Annotated in this window: 13 protein-coding genes and 1 tRNA gene; 1 reads left to right on the top strand and 13 read right to left on the bottom strand. The window is 70.8% G+C overall.

Going from position 1 to position 16,639, the window contains the following annotated elements:
- Nucleotides 1-497: 497 nt before the first annotated feature.
- A complete protein-coding gene (locus EHS43_RS18210) occupies nucleotides 498-2,312 on the bottom strand; it encodes an ABC transporter ATP-binding protein (RefSeq protein WP_125191829.1) in 1,815 nt (604 codons plus the stop codon).
- Between the two features lie 168 nt (nucleotides 2,313-2,480).
- Here EHS43_RS18210 and EHS43_RS18205 point away from each other — a divergent pair, with 168 nt between their 5' ends.
- Nucleotides 2,481-5,441 carry a GH59 galactosidase gene (locus EHS43_RS18205; protein WP_260470587.1) on the top strand — a complete coding sequence of 987 codons (2,961 nt, stop codon included), beginning with the start codon at nucleotides 2,481-2,483 and terminating at the stop codon, nucleotides 5,439-5,441.
- Between the two features lie 99 nt (nucleotides 5,442-5,540).
- On the opposite strand, the gene EHS43_RS18200 is transcribed toward EHS43_RS18205, so the two are convergent.
- From EHS43_RS18200 to EHS43_RS18145, 12 genes are all read right to left on the bottom strand, one after another.
- Entirely contained in the window at nucleotides 5,541-5,987 is a 447-nt protein-coding gene (locus EHS43_RS18200) for a hypothetical protein (protein ID WP_125191828.1), read from the bottom strand.
- Between the two features lie 31 nt (nucleotides 5,988-6,018).
- Nucleotides 6,019-6,474 (bottom strand): SHOCT domain-containing protein, encoded by a 456-nt coding sequence (locus EHS43_RS18195; protein ID WP_125191827.1) that lies wholly within the window; start codon nucleotides 6,472-6,474, stop codon nucleotides 6,019-6,021.
- Nucleotides 6,475-6,642: 168 nt separating this feature from the next.
- Complete coding sequence (locus EHS43_RS18190; protein WP_125191826.1) at nucleotides 6,643-6,840, bottom strand: hypothetical protein; 198 nt, start codon at nucleotides 6,838-6,840, stop codon at nucleotides 6,643-6,645.
- Nucleotides 6,841-6,960: 120 nt separating this feature from the next.
- Nucleotides 6,961-7,479 carry a hypothetical protein gene (locus EHS43_RS18185; RefSeq protein WP_125191825.1) on the bottom strand — a complete coding sequence of 173 codons (519 nt, stop codon included), beginning with the start codon at nucleotides 7,477-7,479 and terminating at the stop codon, nucleotides 6,961-6,963.
- 181 nt (nucleotides 7,480-7,660) lie between these two features.
- Nucleotides 7,661-10,342: a LuxR C-terminal-related transcriptional regulator gene (locus tag EHS43_RS18180; RefSeq protein WP_125191824.1), complete on the bottom strand. Its 2,682-nt coding sequence runs from the start codon at nucleotides 10,340-10,342 to the stop codon at nucleotides 7,661-7,663.
- A gap of 327 nt (nucleotides 10,343-10,669) precedes the next feature.
- Nucleotides 10,670-10,743: transfer RNA gene (locus EHS43_RS18175), tRNA-Pro, on the bottom strand.
- Nucleotides 10,744-10,869: 126 nt separating this feature from the next.
- On the bottom strand, nucleotides 10,870-12,192 hold the full coding sequence (locus EHS43_RS18170; protein WP_125191823.1) for an aromatic acid/H+ symport family MFS transporter: 1,323 nt from the start codon (nucleotides 12,190-12,192) through the stop codon (nucleotides 10,870-10,872).
- 115 nt (nucleotides 12,193-12,307) lie between these two features.
- Entirely contained in the window at nucleotides 12,308-13,258 is a 951-nt protein-coding gene (locus EHS43_RS18165) for a catechol 2,3-dioxygenase (RefSeq protein ID WP_125191822.1), read from the bottom strand.
- A complete protein-coding gene (locus EHS43_RS18160; protein WP_125191830.1) occupies nucleotides 13,258-14,319 on the bottom strand; it encodes a 4-oxalomesaconate tautomerase in 1,062 nt (353 codons plus the stop codon). The genes EHS43_RS18165 and EHS43_RS18160 overlap by 1 nt, the downstream gene beginning before the upstream one ends.
- A gap of 26 nt (nucleotides 14,320-14,345) precedes the next feature.
- Nucleotides 14,346-15,050 (bottom strand): 4-carboxy-4-hydroxy-2-oxoadipate aldolase/oxaloacetate decarboxylase, encoded by a 705-nt coding sequence (locus tag EHS43_RS18155; protein ID WP_125191821.1) that lies wholly within the window; start codon nucleotides 15,048-15,050, stop codon nucleotides 14,346-14,348.
- Entirely contained in the window at nucleotides 15,047-15,796 is a 750-nt protein-coding gene (locus tag EHS43_RS18150; protein WP_125191820.1) for a PIG-L deacetylase family protein, read from the bottom strand. The genes EHS43_RS18155 and EHS43_RS18150 overlap by 4 nt, the downstream gene beginning before the upstream one ends.
- Nucleotides 15,797-15,844: 48 nt before the next feature.
- Complete coding sequence (locus EHS43_RS18145) at nucleotides 15,845-16,495, bottom strand: GntR family transcriptional regulator (protein WP_125191819.1); 651 nt, start codon at nucleotides 16,493-16,495, stop codon at nucleotides 15,845-15,847.
- Between the last annotated feature and the right edge of the window lie 144 nt (nucleotides 16,496-16,639).

Here is a 16,639-nt window from a genome sequence, read left to right as displayed (position 1 = left end):
CCGGATCGTTGGCAGCTGCGCGAGCAACTCACCTTGGCGGCAGCGGACTTACCCGTCCCGCCGGCCCCCTCGAGTCGCACGGGAACCCACCAGAACCCCGGATGCTCCCCGCATCCGAACCCCCCTAGGGCTCCAAGTACTGATCACCCCCGAGCCTGGCGCCGAGACGTTTCTGCTCAGTGTCCACAGCCTTGGACCCAACACATCACTATTTGTCGCTTCGTGTCCCAGCATGGGCAGCAAGGTCAATCTAGACCATGGACCCCCGTCTGCAGAGGGGGATGTGTGGAATATGTGCCTACTATTTGGAGATGAGGGAAGGGAGTAGCCACCTCAACAGGCACTTCCGGCGCGAAGCCCGACCTCGTGACCTGCGACGACGGGATTGCCCGGGCGCGGGACGGCGTACTGCGGGGTGGCCGGAATGGCGGAAAAGGGCCCCACGGACTCGCGCCCGCGAAGCCCTCTGCGAACGGCAAGCCCGCGAGGGAACGGCCTCAGCTCAACTGGGCCTCCACCGGGTCGTCTTCGAGGAACCCGCCCGACTGGTGGTGCCACAGCTTCGCGTACGGGCCGTCCAGCGTGAGCAGTTCCTGGTGGCTGCCCTGCTCCACGATCCGCCCGCGGTCGAGGACGACGAGCTGGTCCATGCCCGCGACGGTGCTCAGCCGGTGGGCCACCACGAGCGCCGTCCGCCCCTCCATGAGCCGCCACAGCGCCTCCTGGACCAGGATCTCGCTCTCCGAGTCCAGCGCGCTGGTCGCCTCGTCGAGCAGCAGGATCGGCGCGTCGCGCAGGATCGCCCGCGCGAGGGCGACGCGCTGGCGCTGCCCGCCGGACAGTTTGACGCCGCGCTCCCCCACCAGGGTGTCGAACCCCTCCGGCAGCGCGTCGGCGAACTCGGTGACGTGGGCCGCCTCGGCGGCACGGCGGATCTCGGCGTCGGTGGCGTCCGGCCGGGCGAAGGCGATGTTGTCCCGCAGGGTCCGGTGGAACATCGCCGGGTCCTGCGGCACGTAGGCCATCAGACTGCGCAGGTCGGTCTGGCGCAGCCTGCTGATGTCCTGCCCGCCGACGAGGATCCGGCCGCCGTCGATGTCCTGCATCCGCAGCAGCAGCCGGGTGAGGGTGGTCTTGCCGCCGCCGGACCGGCCGACGAGCCCGACCTTGGTCCCGCTGGGCACGACCAGGTCGAGCCCCTCGAAGAGCCGCTCGGCACCGGCGTGGGCGAAGCTCACCCGCTCGAAGCGCACGTCGGCCGCCCCGGGCAGCAGCGGCTCGGGCGACGGCGGGTCGACCACGGTGGGCGGGGTCATCAGCAGTTCGGTGAACTGTGCGGCCTCCGTCATCGAGCTCTCCAGACGGCGGTAGATCTGGTTGAACTCGAACATGATCCGGGTCGCGTTGGAGTAGTAGGTGAACGCGACGACGACCGCCTCCACGCCGTGCTCGCCCCCGCCGAGGGCGACCGCGAGCAGCAGGCCGAGCGCGTTGGTCAGCACGGACATCGGCGCGACGAAGGTGTCGATGCGCAGATTGCCGTAGTCCCAGGACCTGAGCGTGAGCCGGCGTGAGACCGCGACGCGGGAGCGGTGTTCGGCGGCCTCGCGCTCCTCCGCCCCGAAGGCCCGGACCGTGTCCATGTTCATGAGGCTGTCGGCGACGTGCCCGGCCACCCGGGCGACCGCCGCCTCGCGCTCGGCGACCAGTTCCTGGCGACGCCGGATGAGCGGCGCCGCGCACAGGGCCGTCAGCGCGATCATGACCAACAGCCCGACGACGAGCAGGGGTTCGTAGCGCCAGAGCACCACCGAGCCGAACAGCAGCGGCACCAGACTGCCCACGATCTGGAACGCCAGGGTGTCGACGAATGGCTCGAAACGGGTGGCGAAGCTCAGGGCGCGCTTGGTCAGCGACCCGGCGAAGTTGTCGTGGAAGAACGCGGCGTCCTTGGCGAACAGCTGGTCCATCCCGATCACGTACAGGTGCTCGACGCCGAGGGCGTCGAGACGGTTCAGGCAGTGCAGGGCGACCCGCCACAGCGCTTCCGCGAACAGCAGGACACCGGCGAAACCCGCGACGTACGGCAGCGCCGATCCGACGGTGAACTCGTCGCCGTCGGCGATGTCGCCGGCCAGCCTGGCGACGATCAGCGGCGCGATGTAGTTGATGCCGGTGCTGCCCAGCGCCGACAGCAGCATGGCGGGCACGGTCAGCCGGCGCAGCCGGGCCAACTCCCGTCCGTAGTAGCGAAGTGCGAGGAGCACCGCGCCCTTGCGCGGTGTGGTCTTCGGTGCCTCAGGCGTCTGCATCGTAACCCTGTGTGTCTGGGGAGTAGCTTTCCGAGTTCGGCAGTGTCCCGCGGCCCCGGTCGCCCGGTCCACGCGTTTTTCGGCAGGTCACACCGGTCGGGGCCGGTCAAATCTCAAGTGACGCAAGGGGATTGACGTAGAAAGCGCTTGCCGCCTACGGTCCCCCGAATGGGTATGCAGCGAAGATTCGGCTGGGCCTCGCTCGCCGCGGCGACCACCATGGCACTGGCGGCAGGGGTGACCGCGGCCCCCGCCGCCCACTCCGCGGACGATCCCGTGCAGATCGTGGTCGACGGCAACGACGTACGCGCCGACAACGTGAACGGCCTGACCTACAAGGGACTCGGCCTGCTCAGCTGCAACAGCACGAGCAACCTGCTGATGGACTACAAGGCCGAGCACCCGGACCGCTACTGGCAGCTGGTCCGCGTGCTGTTCGGCGGGAGGAACCCGCTCATCAACCACGTCAAGGTCGAGATGGGGTCGGACACCAACACCTCCACCGGCTCCGACCCGGCGACCATGCGCACGGCGGACGAGCTCGCCGACGCCTCCCGCTCCCCCGGGTTCCAACTGGCCGCCGACGCCAAGACGGTGAACCCGCGGCTCAAGGTCTCGATCCTGCGCTGGGTGATGCCCCAGTGGGTGCAGACCGAGTGGAACAAGGGCACCGGCACCGACGAGATGTACAAGTGGTACAAGGAGACGATCCTCGACGCGTACCAGAAGTACGGGTACATGGTCGACTACGTCGATCCGGACACCAACGAGACCACCAAGCCCGACATCTCCTTCGTCAAGTGGTACAAGAACGCCCTGGTGAACGACACCGGGTTCGACGACCCGCGCTACGGGCTGACGCCACGTCAGCAGCAGGCGGCGGCGAAGGCCTACCACGACATCAAGATCGTCGCCTCGGACGAGAACACCACGAAGAACATCGGCCCGGCGATGCTCACGGACACCGAACTCTTCGGCATGGTCGACGCGGTGGGCTACCACTACACCACCGACGACCGGCTCGACGGCACCCCCGACAGCCCCACCTACCGTCCGTACACCAAGCTGGCGACCGGCGACACCGCCCTCGGGCAGGACAAGGAGGTCTGGTACAGCGAGGGAGTGGGCTCCTTCGGCTGGACGGACTACCGGGTCCACAACACCGAGGGGCCCGGCGGCGCGAGCACCGGCATCGGGGGCGTGCAGAGCGCCCTCGACCTCGCCAACCGCTCCGTGAAGAGCTACGCCAACTCCAAGCGGACGCACTACATCTTCCAGCCGGCGATCGGCGCCTTCTACGAGGGCGCCCAGTACAGCCACAAGGAGCTGGTCAGCGCCCGCGACCCGTGGTCGGGCAGCATCCACTACGACGCCGCCGTGTACGTGATGCAGCACTTCACCCAGTTCGCGAGGACGGGCTGGGAGAACTCCGCCAACACGGCCGGCATCTGGCGCACGGTGCCCGAGGCGAGCTACAGCGGGGTGAGCGGCACCGAGAACGTCGACGGCTCGAACGGCGCACCCAGTTACATGACCCTCGCCGACCCGGGGAAAAGGGACTTCTCCACGATCGCCGTCAACGACAGTGACCGGATTAGGAGTTACCGCATCAGGGCCGCGAACATGAACCTGGGCGACGACCCCACCATGGAGGTCTGGGAGACCCGCGCGGCCGATCCCGGCCAGGCCTACGACGCGAACTTCAAGCACCTGGCCGCCGAGGTCCGCCCGGACGGCGAGGGCTACTACACGTACACGATGAAGCCGCGCTCGATCGTCACGTTCACCACGCTCGACCGCAGCCACGACAAGACGACGAACCAGCGTCTGCCCTCCTCGGCGCCCCGCACGGTTCTCGACACCGACGCGACGGGCAAGAGGCACGACACCCGCGACTCCGTCCTGTACGCCGACGACTTCGGGTACGCGGAGGAGGGCCGGGTCCAGGTCGGCACCGCCAACGGCGCGCGCAAGGTGTCCCAGCCGTACCTCACGTCCCGTGGCAACCAGCCCCGTTACCTGGTCGACCAGACCGGTGCCTGGGAGGTCGGCGAGGACGCCGACGGCGACAACGTGCTCTACCAGTACCTGGACCAGTCCATGAAGGACACCGGCGCCTGGAACCGGAACACCCCCAACACCACGGTCGGCGACTTCCGTTGGGAGAACTACCGGGCCTCGGTCGACGTGTCCTTCCCCGACCCGCAGGGCGGCCTCGCCACCCTGGGGGTACGCCAGCAGAAGGGCATGGCCGCGACGGACGCCGCGTACAGCATCGGGATCGGCCCGTCCGGAAGCTGGACCCTCTACCGGTACGGCACGGCCGTGCGGACCGGTTCGGTCGCCGCGTCCGACGGCTACCGCCTCGCCGTCGAGGCCAGGGGCGCGACCGTCACCGCCTACGTCGACGGAGAGGCCGTCGCCTCCTACCAGGACCCGGCGCCCGTGACCGAGGGTCGCGTCAAGCTCGGCACCGACTTCCACCGGACCGCGTTCGACAACCTGAAGGTCGAGAAGGTCGCCGGATACACCCCGTACGCCACCACGCTGACCGACAACATGGACGGCGCGGTCGGCTACACCGGCACCTGGAGCCGCAACGCCTCCCTCGGTGACGCGATGAACTGGTACCGGTCCACGTCGACCGGCAGCACCGCCGGCGCCACGGTCACCGTCCCGTTCCGCGGCACGGGCGTCGACGTCATCGGCGGCAACGACGGAAGCGCCGTCCTCGACGTCTCGGTGGACGGCCGGCCCGTCGCCCGGGACGTGAGGACCACCGCCACCGACAAGCGCCAGGCGACGTACTCGCTGCGCGGTCTGCCCGACGGCCGGCACACCGTGACGTTCACCCTGAAGTCCGGGAAGATCGTCCTCGACGCCTTCACCGCGCTCTCCGGCGACGTCGACGGACCGGTCGACACGGCACCGCTGCGCAGCGCCCTGGAGGCGGTGGGCTCCCCGGACCGGGCCCACTACACGGCGGATTCCTGGGCCCTGTTCACCACCGCGCGCTCGGCCGCCCGGGCGGCGGTGTCCGGACAGCGGGGCCTCGACACCCTCGGCGTCGACCAGCTCGCGGACAGACTGGGCGACGCCTACGCGGGGCTGGTGCGCGAGGAGACCTGAGGCAGGCTCCCGTACGGCGGTGGCGGAGGGCCGGGCGCCCAGCACCCGGCCCTCCGCCGTCCGGGACCTGCCACCGCACGGACCCGGAGCGACAGGCCGTCAGATGTCGCGTCCCGGGCTCTCGAACGGTTCGAAGGAATCGTCACGCCGGACCGTGCACAGCGCCCAGATGACGAACCCCGAGAACGCGATCATCACGACCGACCAGACCGGGTAGTACGGCAGGGAGAGGAAGTTGGCGATGATGATGAGCCCGGCGATGGCGACGCCGGACACCCGCGCCCAGGTGGCCGCGCGGAAGAGCCCGAGGCTCACCAGCACGCCGATCGCACCCAGGGCCAGGTGGATCCAGCCCCAGCTGGTCAGGTCGAACTGGAAGACGTAGTTGCGCGTCGTGACGAAGACGTCGTCCTCGGCGATGGCCATGATGCCCCGGAAGATGTCGAGCAGTCCCGCGATCATCAGCATGACGGCCGCGAAGACCATCGTGCCGGCGGCCCAGTCCTGCTTGGCCGTGGACCGGTGAGTGGTGTGTGTGGCGGTCATCCTGCATCCTCGTTTCGATCGGCCGGCGTGCTCAGTGCCGGGAGGTGGCGCCGGCGGAGGTCCCGGAGCCGTGGCCGCTCAGGACCAGCTCCTTCGCCCGGGCGAACTCCGCGTCCGTGATGTCGCCCTTGGCCCGGATCTCCGAGAGCCTGGCGAGTTCGTCGACGCTGCTGGTGCCGCCTTCCTGGGCGGTCTGACGGATGTACGAGTCGAAGGCCTGCTGCTGGGCCCGTGCCTGGGCGGCCTCACGCCGGCCCATGTTCTTGCCGCGGGCGATGACGTACACGAAGACGCCCAGGAAGGGCAGGAGGATCGTGAACACCAGCCAGCCGGCCTTGGCCCAGCCGCTCATGGCGTCGTCGCGGAAGATGTCGACGACGACCCGGAAGAGCAGGATGAACCACATGATCCACAGGAAGAACCACAGCATGGACCAGAAGACGCTCAGCAGCGGATAGTCGTATGCGAGGTACGTGGACGCACTCATGTCTGTCTCCTCCGTGCGGGGCCTTCGCCCGGCCGCCCGTCTGTGCCGACCTCAGCGTGCCCACGACCAGGTCCTGACCGCCTCACCCGGCGCGGGTGATCGGACTCCGGGTGCGGGCCGACATGCCGGGCTCTTCGCGCCCACGAGGCACCGCCGGGCCCCGCTCCCTCAGTCCGGCATCCGCCGCATCTCCACCACGTGCAGGCCCAGTGACTGGCAGCGGGCCAGCAGGCCGAACAGCTGCGCCTCGTCGATGACGGAGCCGAACAGGACGGTCTGGCCGGACATGACGACGCGTTCCAGTTCGGGAAAGGCTTCGGCCATGGTGTCCGACATGTGTCCGTCGACTCTGATCTCGTAGCGCATGGGCTCCACTCCCGCGGGCTGCCCGTGAGGCGGTCTGGAAGGCGGTCTGTGCCCTGTCCTGAGATGGTCCGCTCGGAACCGGCCGGCGGCCTCACCCGGCGAAGGTGATTGACGGCCGGGTCAGTGCTTCAGGAACACCTTGAAGGAGATGATCAGCAGACCGAGCAGCAGGTTGACCGCGGCGGTGGCTGCGACCAGGCGCCAGGAGGCGTGGGCGCGCCGGGCCGCCGCAACAGACCAGCCCACCTGCCCGGCCACCGCGACGGACAGCGCCAGCCAGAGGCCGCCCTGCACGTCCAGGCCCAGCAGCGGACTCACCGCCACCGCCACCGCCGGCGGTACGGCGGCCTTGACGATCGGCCACTCCTCGCGGCACGCGCGCAGGACGACCCGGTGGTCCAGCGGTTCCTGCGCCAGCCGCGCCCCGAACAGCTGGGCGTGCACATGGGCGATCCAGAACGCCACGCCGGTGAGCAGCAACAGCACCACCAGTTCCACCCGGGGGAAGGAGCCCAGGGTGCCGGCGCCGATCACCACGGAGGCCGCGAGCATGGAGCCGTAGACGCCGCCGGTGTAGTCGCCACGGGCCCGGCGCTCCGTACCGGTGCCGCGAAGCGTCGGGTGGTCGGTCATGGACATCGGTGCTCCTGTCGGTCGGCGCGCGGGTCCGGCCGACGGGGCCGGTGCCTGTCCACGCGGTCTCCCCTGGGGCGTGCGCGAGGATCGGCCGCACAGCTCGACGGCCCTGAGGCGGTCCGCTCTCCCATGTCAGCCGAGACCGGCGTGCGGTGCCTCACCCGCCGCGGGCGAGCCGGCCGTCTCACAGGAGCCGCAGCTCCCGCGCGCGGCGTACCGCCTCGCTGCGCCGGTTCACCGCCAGCTTCCGGTACAGGCTCTTGAGGTGGGTCTTCACGGTGTTCACCGAGAGGTACAGGTCGACGGCGATCTCCTGGGTCGACATCATCTGCGCCAGCCGTTGCAGGACGTCCTGCTCGCGCTCGCTCAGCTCCTCCACGACGATCGGTGCGGGGTGCGGGGCGGCGGCCGGTCCGTCGTCGGCCGCGGGGCCGGGCGTCAGCCAGCCGGCGGCCAGCCCCCGCAGGGGCGCCGCGGCCAGGAGGGGCCTGATCCAGCGTCCGGCGTCGAGGAAGGGGCCGCGCAGCCGCTCGCGCCGGGCGAGCAGGAGGGCCTGCGCGACGAGCCTGCGGGCGGCCTCGGTGTCACCCGCCAGCTGTGCGGCCCGGGCTCTCACCAGCGCCGCGCGCACGGTCACCGCGGGTCCGGGCCGGCTGTCGGCGGGCACGGCGTCGAGAAGGCCGATCGCGTCGCCCGGTCTGCCCGCCGCGAGCTGGATGCGCGCGGCCTCCACCAGCCACGCCGGCCGGTCGTCGGGCAGGTGCCGGGTCATCTCGACGGCCGTCTCGGACCGTCCTTCGGCCAGATGGACGGTGGAGGTGACCAGCCGCTCCAGGCTGTCCGCCCACGGTGAGGCCACGGCGGTGGACAGGGCCGGGGCCGCCGACTCCATGGCCGCTCGCGCGTTGCCCCGTGCCAGATGGAGCCGGGCGGTGGCGATCGCCCGTCCGGCGGCCTTCACCGGGTCCTGGGTGTCGAGACCGTGCTCGTCGGCCTCGTCGAGGAGGGCCTGGGCGCGGGCCAGCTCGTGGCGGTCGACCGCGACGGCGGCCAGCACCAGCCGCTCGATGCCGGAGCCGGAGTCCGGCGGGAGGCTGAACCGCTCGGTCTCGGTCAGCGCCGCCAGCGCCCTGTGCTCGGCCCTGCCGGGCCAGCCGTCCAGATAGTCGAGGAGCGCCAGGTGGCCCATCGAGTCCTCCCGGGGCCGCACCGTCAGGATCTCGCCGGGGCAGTCGGCCGCCTCGGCGAGCGCGGCCCGCGCGTCCTCGTAGCGGCCGGCCCACAGGCGCGTGGAGCCCAGGTGGGTCAGCAGCAGGGCGGGCAGCTCGGGGTGTTTGTCCAGGAGGTGCGCGGGGACCTCCTGGCGTATCCCGTCGGCGGTCTCGGCGGCCTGTTCGGCCCGGGCGGGCGAGCCGTTCAGCCGGGCGGCGACCGCCTCCAGGAGGGCGCGGCTCAGCTGGGCGGCGGCCGGATCGACCTCCTCGCCCGCCGGGCGTGCCTCGGCTTGCCGCAGGTGGGCCAGGCCCCGGTCGAGGTCGCTGCGCGCGAGGTCGCGAGCCGCCCGGACCAGCTCGGTCGCGGGGCCCGTGGCCTCGGGGCCCATGCGGGAGAACAGCTCGTTCAGCTCCTCGGAGCGCAGACCGGTGAAGAACTGCCCGATGGCGAGGTCGTCGACCAGCGCGGCGGCGGTGAAGTCCCAGTCGGCGGCCGCGGCTCCGTGGGCGAGCACCTCCGGGAGGGTGCCGTGGCTGCGCAGCCACTGGGCGGCCGAGCGGTGCAGATCGGGTTCCAGGCCGGGGTGGCGCACCCGGAGGTGGGTCTGGAGTATCTCCCCGAACAACGGGTGCAGCCGGTACCACCCGTGTCCCAGCTGCTCGACGAAGGCGTTGTCACGGTGCAGCTCGGCCAGGATGGGTTCGGCGTCGGTGCGGTGGGTCAGCCCGTCCACCAGGTCGGGGCAGAAGCGGTCCAGGACGCTGACCCGCAGCAGCAGGTCCTGCGTCGCGGGCGGCTGGCGGCGCAGGACCTCCGCCAGCAGGAAGTCGGCGACCGTGCTGTGGTCGGCCTCGAACTCCTTGAGGTACCTCTCCGGGTCGGGGCTCTGCTGGGCGGCCAGGGCACACAGCCGCAGGCCGGCGGCCCAGCCGCGGGTACGGTCCACGAGGGCGCGCACGGCGTCGGCGGGCAGGCTGAGCCCGTGCAGTTCCAGGAGCGCCGCGGCCTCCTCGGGGGTCAGGGCGAGCTCGGCGTCGCGGATCTCCGTCAGGGTTCCGGCCGCGCGGTACCGGTGCAGCGAGAACATCGGTTCGTTGCGGGTGACGAGGACCAGACGCAGCCCGTCGCCCGCGTGCTGGAGCACGAATTCCAGCTGTTCCGCCACCTCGGACGCGGCCGCCCGGTCGAACTCGTCCAGCACGACGACCGGGGCGGGGTCGCGTCCGACCAGGTCCTCGGCGATCTCGGACAGCACCTTGTGGCTCACCCGGCTCGGGTCCGCCGGGCAGTGGACCGCGTCGGACAGCGGAGTGCCGGAGGCGCTGAGGGCCTGCAGGAAGTACGCCCAGAACATGCCGGGGCGCTGTTCCTCCGCCTCGACGGTGAGCCAGGTGACGGGCCGGTCGAGCCCCGCGGTCCAGTCGGCGACCAGCAGGGTCTTCCCCGCGCCGGCCGAGCCGTTGACCATGGTCAGCGGCGTCCGGAGCCCTTCCGCGAGGTGCTCGGTGAGGCGTTCGCGGTGCAGGAAGGTGGCGGGCCGGGACGGCACCGCGAAGCGCGTACGCAGGAACGGGTCCCCGAGGGGATCGACACGGCCTCGGGCCGGTACGACGGTGTTGCTGTCGCGTGTGACCACGGCGCTCACCACCATGTCTCGTCACGTCCTGGGCAGCGCCCCCCCTTCGCTCAGCTTTACATGCTTCCCGAACATGCACCTGACGCAGAAGACCCACTGGTCCCCCTCCACAGGGGCCGGACCGCCCTGCGCGGGGGCCGATGGGCCCACCTCGGGCGGGCCGCGTACTGGGATGCCGTCCCCTGGACCGGCACGCTTGAGGCTCCCGGGAACGGGCGCGCGCCGTGATGACACGGCACGAGTCCCGGGAGGCGGAGCGGGATGCACGTCCCTGCCCCGCACCTCGTCCCCAACAGAAGAAGGGCCCTCACAGGCTCTCGCCCGTGAAGACCCTTCGTGCCGTCGGGACGACAGGATTTGAACCTGCGACCCCTTGACCCCCAGTCAAGTGCGCTACCAAGCTGCGCCACGTCCCGGCCGCGAAGAGCACGGGGATACCCGTGTGATCGCGCAGGGAAACCCTACCTCACGCGGACGTCGGCGGCGGTGGGGTGCCGCGGCCCGGGCCGCTCACCGTTACGCCGCCCGACGTCGCGTTCGGCTCAGTGCGAGGCGACCAGTTCCCGCTCGCTGCCGGTGGGCGCCTGCCGGGAGCTGCGCAGGGCGGCGATGCCGATGAAGACCATGGACGACAGGCCCGCGAGAGCGAAGGCGGTGAAGCCCAGGTCGCCGTTGCCCGAGGCGAGGAGCTGGCCTCCGAGCCACGGTCCGAAGACGGCGCCGAAGCGGCCCATGCCCGAGGTCCAGCCGACGGCCGTTGCGCGGCTGTCCGCGGTGGAGCGGATGGAGACCGTGGCGTAGATCATCGTCTGGGCACTGTTGAGGAAGACGCCGGTGAGGAAGACGACGATCATCGTGACGGTCATCGGCATGTGGACGCTGAGCAGGAAGACGCCCGCGGCGGTCAGCGCGAACCAGAGCGCGGAGATGCGCGGGGCACCGAAGCGGTCGGCGGCCCGGCCCGCGACCAGCATGCCCACGATGCCACCGAGGTTGAAGACGACCACGAAGGACAGGGCGGAGCCCAGGGCGTAGCCCTCGGCGCGCATCAGGGTGGGCAGCCAGGTGGCGACTCCGTAGACGAGGAGCAGACCGCCGAAGGAGGCGACCCAGTAGAGCAGGGTCTGGATCCACTCGTTGCCGCGGAAGAGGTGCGCGAGGTTGGTCCAGCGGTCGCCCGCGCCACCGGCCTTGGCGGCGGGCACCTCGACGTCGTAGCGCTCGGCCAGGGCCCTGGCCTCCTCGCCGCGGCCCTTGGCGACCAGGAAGCTCAGCGACTCGGGAAGCAGCTTCGCCAGCACCGGGGCGAACAGCAGCGGGAGCACGCAGACCCAGAACGCGGCCCGCCAGCCGACCGGGTCGATGAGCCACTTGGCGACGTAGGCGGAGAGGATGCCGCCGGCGTGGTGGGCGGTCATCAGCAGGCCGATGACGAGGGCGCCGCGGCCGCGCGGGGCGTAGTCGGAGACCATGCTGATCGCGGTCGGCAGCAGGCCGCCGAGGCCGACGCCCGCCAGGGTCCGGCCGAGGCCGAAGACCGCGACGCCGTCGGCCAGCGCGCACACGCCGGAGGCCAGCGAGAAGAGGACCACGCAGGAGACCATCAGCTTCTTGCGGCCGATGCGGTCGGCGACGGTGCCGGCGACGAGGGCGCCGACCAGCATGCCGAAGGTGGCGTAGCTGCCGAGGTCGCCGGCCTGGTCCGGGGTGAGGCCGAAGGTGCCGGTCTCCAGCAGGTGGGGCAGCACCGAGCCGTAGATGAACATGTCGAGGCCGTCGAAGAGCACGGCCAGCCAGCACAGGCCGACGACCAGGAGGGCCAGTCTGCCGCCGCGGGCGGACAGCGGGGAGGGGGAGGGAGACATCGTTGGTTACCTCTCGTACGTGGTGCGCCAGACGCTAAGGAGCCACCCCCTTAGGTGTCAACGTTTTTGTCAACAATCTCATCGACACTTAGGGAGTGGCTCGGAACAACGCAGGTCAGGCCACCGGAGGCGTCCCGTGCGTATGGAAGGACTCGATGGTCTTCAGACCCCAGGCCTGTCCCTTCCGGCGCTCCTCCTCGGTCCAGGTGACGAGCGGCCAGTCCGGCGCGAGGACCAGCCGGGTGAGCGGGTTGCACAGCTCGACCCGGTTGCCGCCGGGCTCATAGACGTACAGGAAGAACGTCTGCTGGATGGCGTGCTTGTGCGGTCCCGTCTCGATGAACACCCCGGTGTCGATGGCGAGATCGGCCGCCCGCAGCACGTCCTCGCGGGTGTCGGTGGCGAAGGCGATGTGGTGCAGCCGCCCCTCGCTGCCGGTCCAGTCGGAGGTGTAGACGACGTCGTACGACTTGTTCGTGTACGTCAGCCAGCGCGCCGCGATCTTCCCGCTGTCCAGCCGGATCTGCTCGGTGGGCCGGGCGCCGAGCACGTGCTGCTGGAACTCGGCGTTGGCGAGCACGTCGGCCGCGAGGAAGTTGACGTGGTCCAACCGCCGTACGCCGACTCCCCTGTTGGGCTTGGCCTGCGGCTGGTTCTTCAGCGCCGGCCTGAGCTCGTCCGGGGCCCGGTAGTGCTCGCTCTCCCAGTAGAGGGCGTGTTCGTGGCCGTCCGGGTCGGTGGTGACGTAGAGCTTGCCCAGGCCGGGTTCGTCCTCGACCCAGGTACCGGTGCCGCCCGACTCCTCGACCGCCCTGACACGGCGGTGGAGTGCCGCCTCGCTGGAGGTGCGCAGGGCGAGCCGGCCGAGGCCGGGCTGCTCGCGGGCGGTGAGGACGAGGCTGTGGTGCTCGTAGTCGTCGAAGGTCCGCAGATAGACCGTGTCGCCGTCCTGGCCGTTGACCGTCAGCCCGAGGAAGTCGGTGAAGAAGGCGACACTGGCGTCCAGGTCCGGTGTGAACAGCTGGGTGTGGCCGATGTGGGCGATGTCGCCGAGCGGCGGAGTCATCAGTGACCTCCTGTGGGTCGGTCGGCGGCCCGGGGGAAGACGGTGCCGTCGAAGATCTTGCGGGCCGTGCGGACCACGGCGGTACGGCGGCCCACGGGCGGGCCGTCGGGGCCGGTGGCCAGGCTGCTCTCGATGTCCATGAATCCCGTGGGGTGTTCTATGCGCACGCGGGCGCTCGCGGGATCCGTCTTCGCGAGTCCCGCGCCCACACTGCCGTCGATCCGCAGTCCCGCGGCCACGCCGGCCGCGCCCAGGACACCGATGGACGTGTGGCAGCGCACGGGGATGAAGGTGCGGGTGCTGACCGCACCTCCGTCGCGGGGCGGGGCCAGCAGGGTGAGTTTGGGGACGGTGGCGTCGGACACGTCACCCAGGCCCATCAGAGGGCCTGCGGCCAGCCGGATGGTGCGCAGCCGGTCGGCCAGGGCCACGTCCTCCTCCAGGTCCCGGGGCGGTTCGTAGCCGGTGACCTTGAGGGAGGATGCCGCGATGAGGACGGTCGGCATGCCGTTGTCCACGCAGGTCACCTCGACGCCGTCGACGACGTCGACCGCGTTGCCGGTAGGGAGCAACTCCCCCTTGCCCGGCGGGAACTCGATCACCACGGGCGCGGCCGTCCCCGGCACGCCCGAGATCTCGGCGTCCCCGGTGTAGTCGACGCGGCCGCCGGGAGTGGGGAAGGTGGCGGTCGCGTAGTCGCCGGTGTTGACCATGCGGATCCGTACGGCCGTCTCCCGCTCCCCCGCCGGGACGAGCCCGCGCTCGACGGCGAACGGGCCGACGCCGGCGAGGATGTTCCCGCAGTTCTGACGATCGCTCACCTCGGGTCTGTCGACAGCGACTTGGAGGAAGTGGTAGTCGACGTCGGCCTTCGGGTCGACGGACCGCGAGACCACGGCGACCTTGCTGGTGAGCGGGTGGGCGCCGCCCAGGCCGTCGATCTGCCGGTCGTCCGGGCTGCCCATGATCCGCAGCAGCAGCTCGTCGCGCAGGGACGGTTCGGCGGGCAGGTCGTCGGCGAGGAAGTAGGCGCCCTTGGAAGTGCCGCCCCGCATCAGCATGCAGGGCACCTCCTCGGGCAGCGGGTTCACGACCGCTCTCCCGTGTACTCCTCGTAGGACCGGTACTCGACACCGAGGTTCTTCAGTGTCTCGCGCAACCCGTAGCGGTCCAGGCCCAGTTGGCCGTCCATGAACGCGGCCCGGGTGGCGGCCTCCTTGGCCTCGCGGGCCCGCGACCTCTCCACCGTCGCGGCCACCCGCAGGCGCGGGACGACCACGACGCCGTCGTCGTCGGCGAGGACCGCGTCACCGGGGTGGATCACCTGGCCGTCGATGGCGATCGGCACGTTGACCGAACCGCCGGTGGCCTTGACCGTGCCCTGCGAGGAGACCGCGCGGGACCAGGCGGCGAAGCCCATGTCCCGCAGCTCCTGGGTGTCGCGGATGCCGGTGCCGGTGACGACCCCGCGCACCCCGCGCTGCCGCAGAGCGGTCGCGAACAGCTCGCCGAACAGGCCGTCCGTACACGGGGAGGTGGTGGTGACGACCAGGATGTCGCCTTCGCCGCACTGCTCGACGGCCGCGTGGATCATGAGGTTGTCGCCGGGCCAGCCGATCACGGTGACTGCGGTGCCCGCGACCCGCACTCCCTGCTGGACGGGGCGAATTCCCGGGCCCAGCAGGCCCGTTCGGCCCATCGCCTCACTGACGGTGGCCACGCCGTACCGCGCGAGCGCGTCGACGTCCTTCAGGTCCGCCTTCGGCGGGTCGGTGACGATCACGCCGCTCATGCCAGCTCCCTCGCGATCTGGGGGTACGGGCGCATGTACGCCTCGGCCATGGTCCTGTGCGCCAGGCCCAGGTTCGGGCCCGCGTTGCGCTTGAGCTGCACGCCCCGGCGCACGGCCAGGTCGGTGTAGTAGTCCCACAGGTGCTGCTGGGCGGCGAGGCACTCCATGGCCTTGCGCTTGGTCTCCCAGACCTCGGTGATGTCGAGGAGGACCTCGGGCCTGAAGCCGCTCATCTCGGGCTGGTGCGGCTCGAAGTAGAAGACCGGCGGGGCGCCGATGATCTCGCCCTCGCCCGGGTAGCCGATGGCCTGCGCGAGGATCCGGGCCTCCAGCGCCATCCGGTTGGCGGCCGGGTGGTCGCCGTTGTACGGGTCCTCGACCGGGTGGGTGAGCACGATGTCGGGCTGGGTGGCCCGGTACACCTCGACGAGCTGGTCGGTCAGGTGCGCGGTGGCCACCAGCGGGTAGTCGCCGGCGTCGAAGAAACGGACCTCGGCGCCGAGGGTGGCGGCGGCGCGCTCGGCCTCGTCCCGGCGTATCGCCTTGATCTCGTCGAGCTTCCTGCCCTCGCGCCAGGCCTTCGCGGACTCCCCGCGCTCGCCGAAGGTCAGACAGGCGATGGTGACCTTCTCGCCGCGGGCGGCGGCCAGTGCGATGGCTCCGCCCGCCCGCCACACGAAGTCCCCGGCATGTGCGGTGATCACGAGTGTCGAACGTGGACGGGCGGGCGCGCCTGACTGCGTCATGGCTGAAATCTCCTTGGAGTGGACAGATGCGCGCCCGCCCCGCGCGACTCAGTCGCGCAGCGCCTCGATGACGCTGGTGAGGTGGGCGCGGACGGCCTTCTCGGCCGCCTGCGGGTCCCTGGCCCTGATCGTCTCGATCATCGCCAGGTGCTCGTTCAGGGAGTGCTGGGGGCGTCCCGGGCGCAGCGCCAACTGGAAACGGTGCCGCACCAGTTGGGCGTTCAGCCGCTCCAGCAGGTCCACGGCGGTCCGCTGGCCGGAGAACTCCCGCACCTTGGCGTGCAGTTCCTGGTTGAGCTCGGAGTAGGTCACCGGCTCACCGTCGGCCACGGCCTTGGTCATCGCCGTGCCCAGCTCGGTCAGTTCGGCGAGCTGCTCGTCGCTGGCCGAGGTCGCCGCCTTGGCCGCGCACAGTCCTTCGAGGACCATGCGGCACTCGGTGATGGCGACCGCCTCCTCGACGGTCACCACCCGCACCCGGGAACCCCGGTTGCGGATCCTCTCGACGAGGCCCTGCGCCTCCAGATCGATGAGCGCGGCACGGATGCTGGCCCGTGTCACACCGAACTGCTCGGCGAGCTCGTTCTCCACCAGCCGCTGTGCCGGTGCCATCTCGCCGTGCAGGATCGCCTGCCGCAGCTGCGCGAACGCATGCTGCTTGGCCTGCTCTCCGGTGCTCGGACGGGCTTCCTTCGGCATCGTTGCCCTCCCTGAGTGAGTGCCTGTCGAACCTAAATCTAGCCAAACAGAATTGTCAACAATTTTGTCCGCCGTATCGCACACACCTGCCGGAGCAGCCAGTCCGGCCCCGGCACCCTCGGACATGGGCAGCAGCCCCCACCC

It is taken from the genome of Streptomyces sp. RP5T, from assembly GCF_003933965.1.
Taxonomy (GTDB): Bacteria; Actinomycetota; Actinomycetes; order Streptomycetales; family Streptomycetaceae; genus Streptomyces.
This window is presented reverse-complemented; position numbering and strand designations above follow the sequence as displayed.

What these genes read in the sequence shown, in the direction of transcription:
- EHS43_RS18210 (WP_125191829.1), bottom strand. Translation starts at nt 2,312, where the DNA reads ATGCAGACGCCTGAGGCACCGAAGACCACACCGCGCAAGGGCGCGGTG.
- EHS43_RS18205 (WP_260470587.1), top strand. Translation starts at nt 2,481, where the DNA reads ATGGGTATGCAGCGAAGATTCGGCTGGGCCTCGCTCGCCGCGGCGACC.
- EHS43_RS18200 (WP_125191828.1), bottom strand. Translation starts at nt 5,987, where the DNA reads ATGACCGCCACACACACCACTCACCGGTCCACGGCCAAGCAGGACTGG.
- EHS43_RS18195 (WP_125191827.1), bottom strand. Translation starts at nt 6,474, where the DNA reads ATGAGTGCGTCCACGTACCTCGCATACGACTATCCGCTGCTGAGCGTC.
- EHS43_RS18190 (WP_125191826.1), bottom strand. Translation starts at nt 6,840, where the DNA reads ATGCGCTACGAGATCAGAGTCGACGGACACATGTCGGACACCATGGCC.
- EHS43_RS18185 (WP_125191825.1), bottom strand. Translation starts at nt 7,479, where the DNA reads ATGTCCATGACCGACCACCCGACGCTTCGCGGCACCGGTACGGAGCGC.
- EHS43_RS18180 (WP_125191824.1), bottom strand. Translation starts at nt 10,342, where the DNA reads ATGGTGGTGAGCGCCGTGGTCACACGCGACAGCAACACCGTCGTACCG.
- EHS43_RS18170 (WP_125191823.1), bottom strand. Translation starts at nt 12,192, where the DNA reads ATGTCTCCCTCCCCCTCCCCGCTGTCCGCCCGCGGCGGCAGACTGGCC.
- EHS43_RS18165 (WP_125191822.1), bottom strand. Translation starts at nt 13,258, where the DNA reads ATGACTCCGCCGCTCGGCGACATCGCCCACATCGGCCACACCCAGCTG.
- EHS43_RS18160 (WP_125191830.1), bottom strand. Translation starts at nt 14,319, where the DNA reads ATGCTGATGCGGGGCGGCACTTCCAAGGGCGCCTACTTCCTCGCCGAC.
- EHS43_RS18155 (WP_125191821.1), bottom strand. Translation starts at nt 15,050, where the DNA reads ATGAGCGGCGTGATCGTCACCGACCCGCCGAAGGCGGACCTGAAGGAC.
- EHS43_RS18150 (WP_125191820.1), bottom strand. Translation starts at nt 15,796, where the DNA reads ATGACGCAGTCAGGCGCGCCCGCCCGTCCACGTTCGACACTCGTGATC.
- EHS43_RS18145 (WP_125191819.1), bottom strand. Translation starts at nt 16,495, where the DNA reads ATGCCGAAGGAAGCCCGTCCGAGCACCGGAGAGCAGGCCAAGCAGCAT.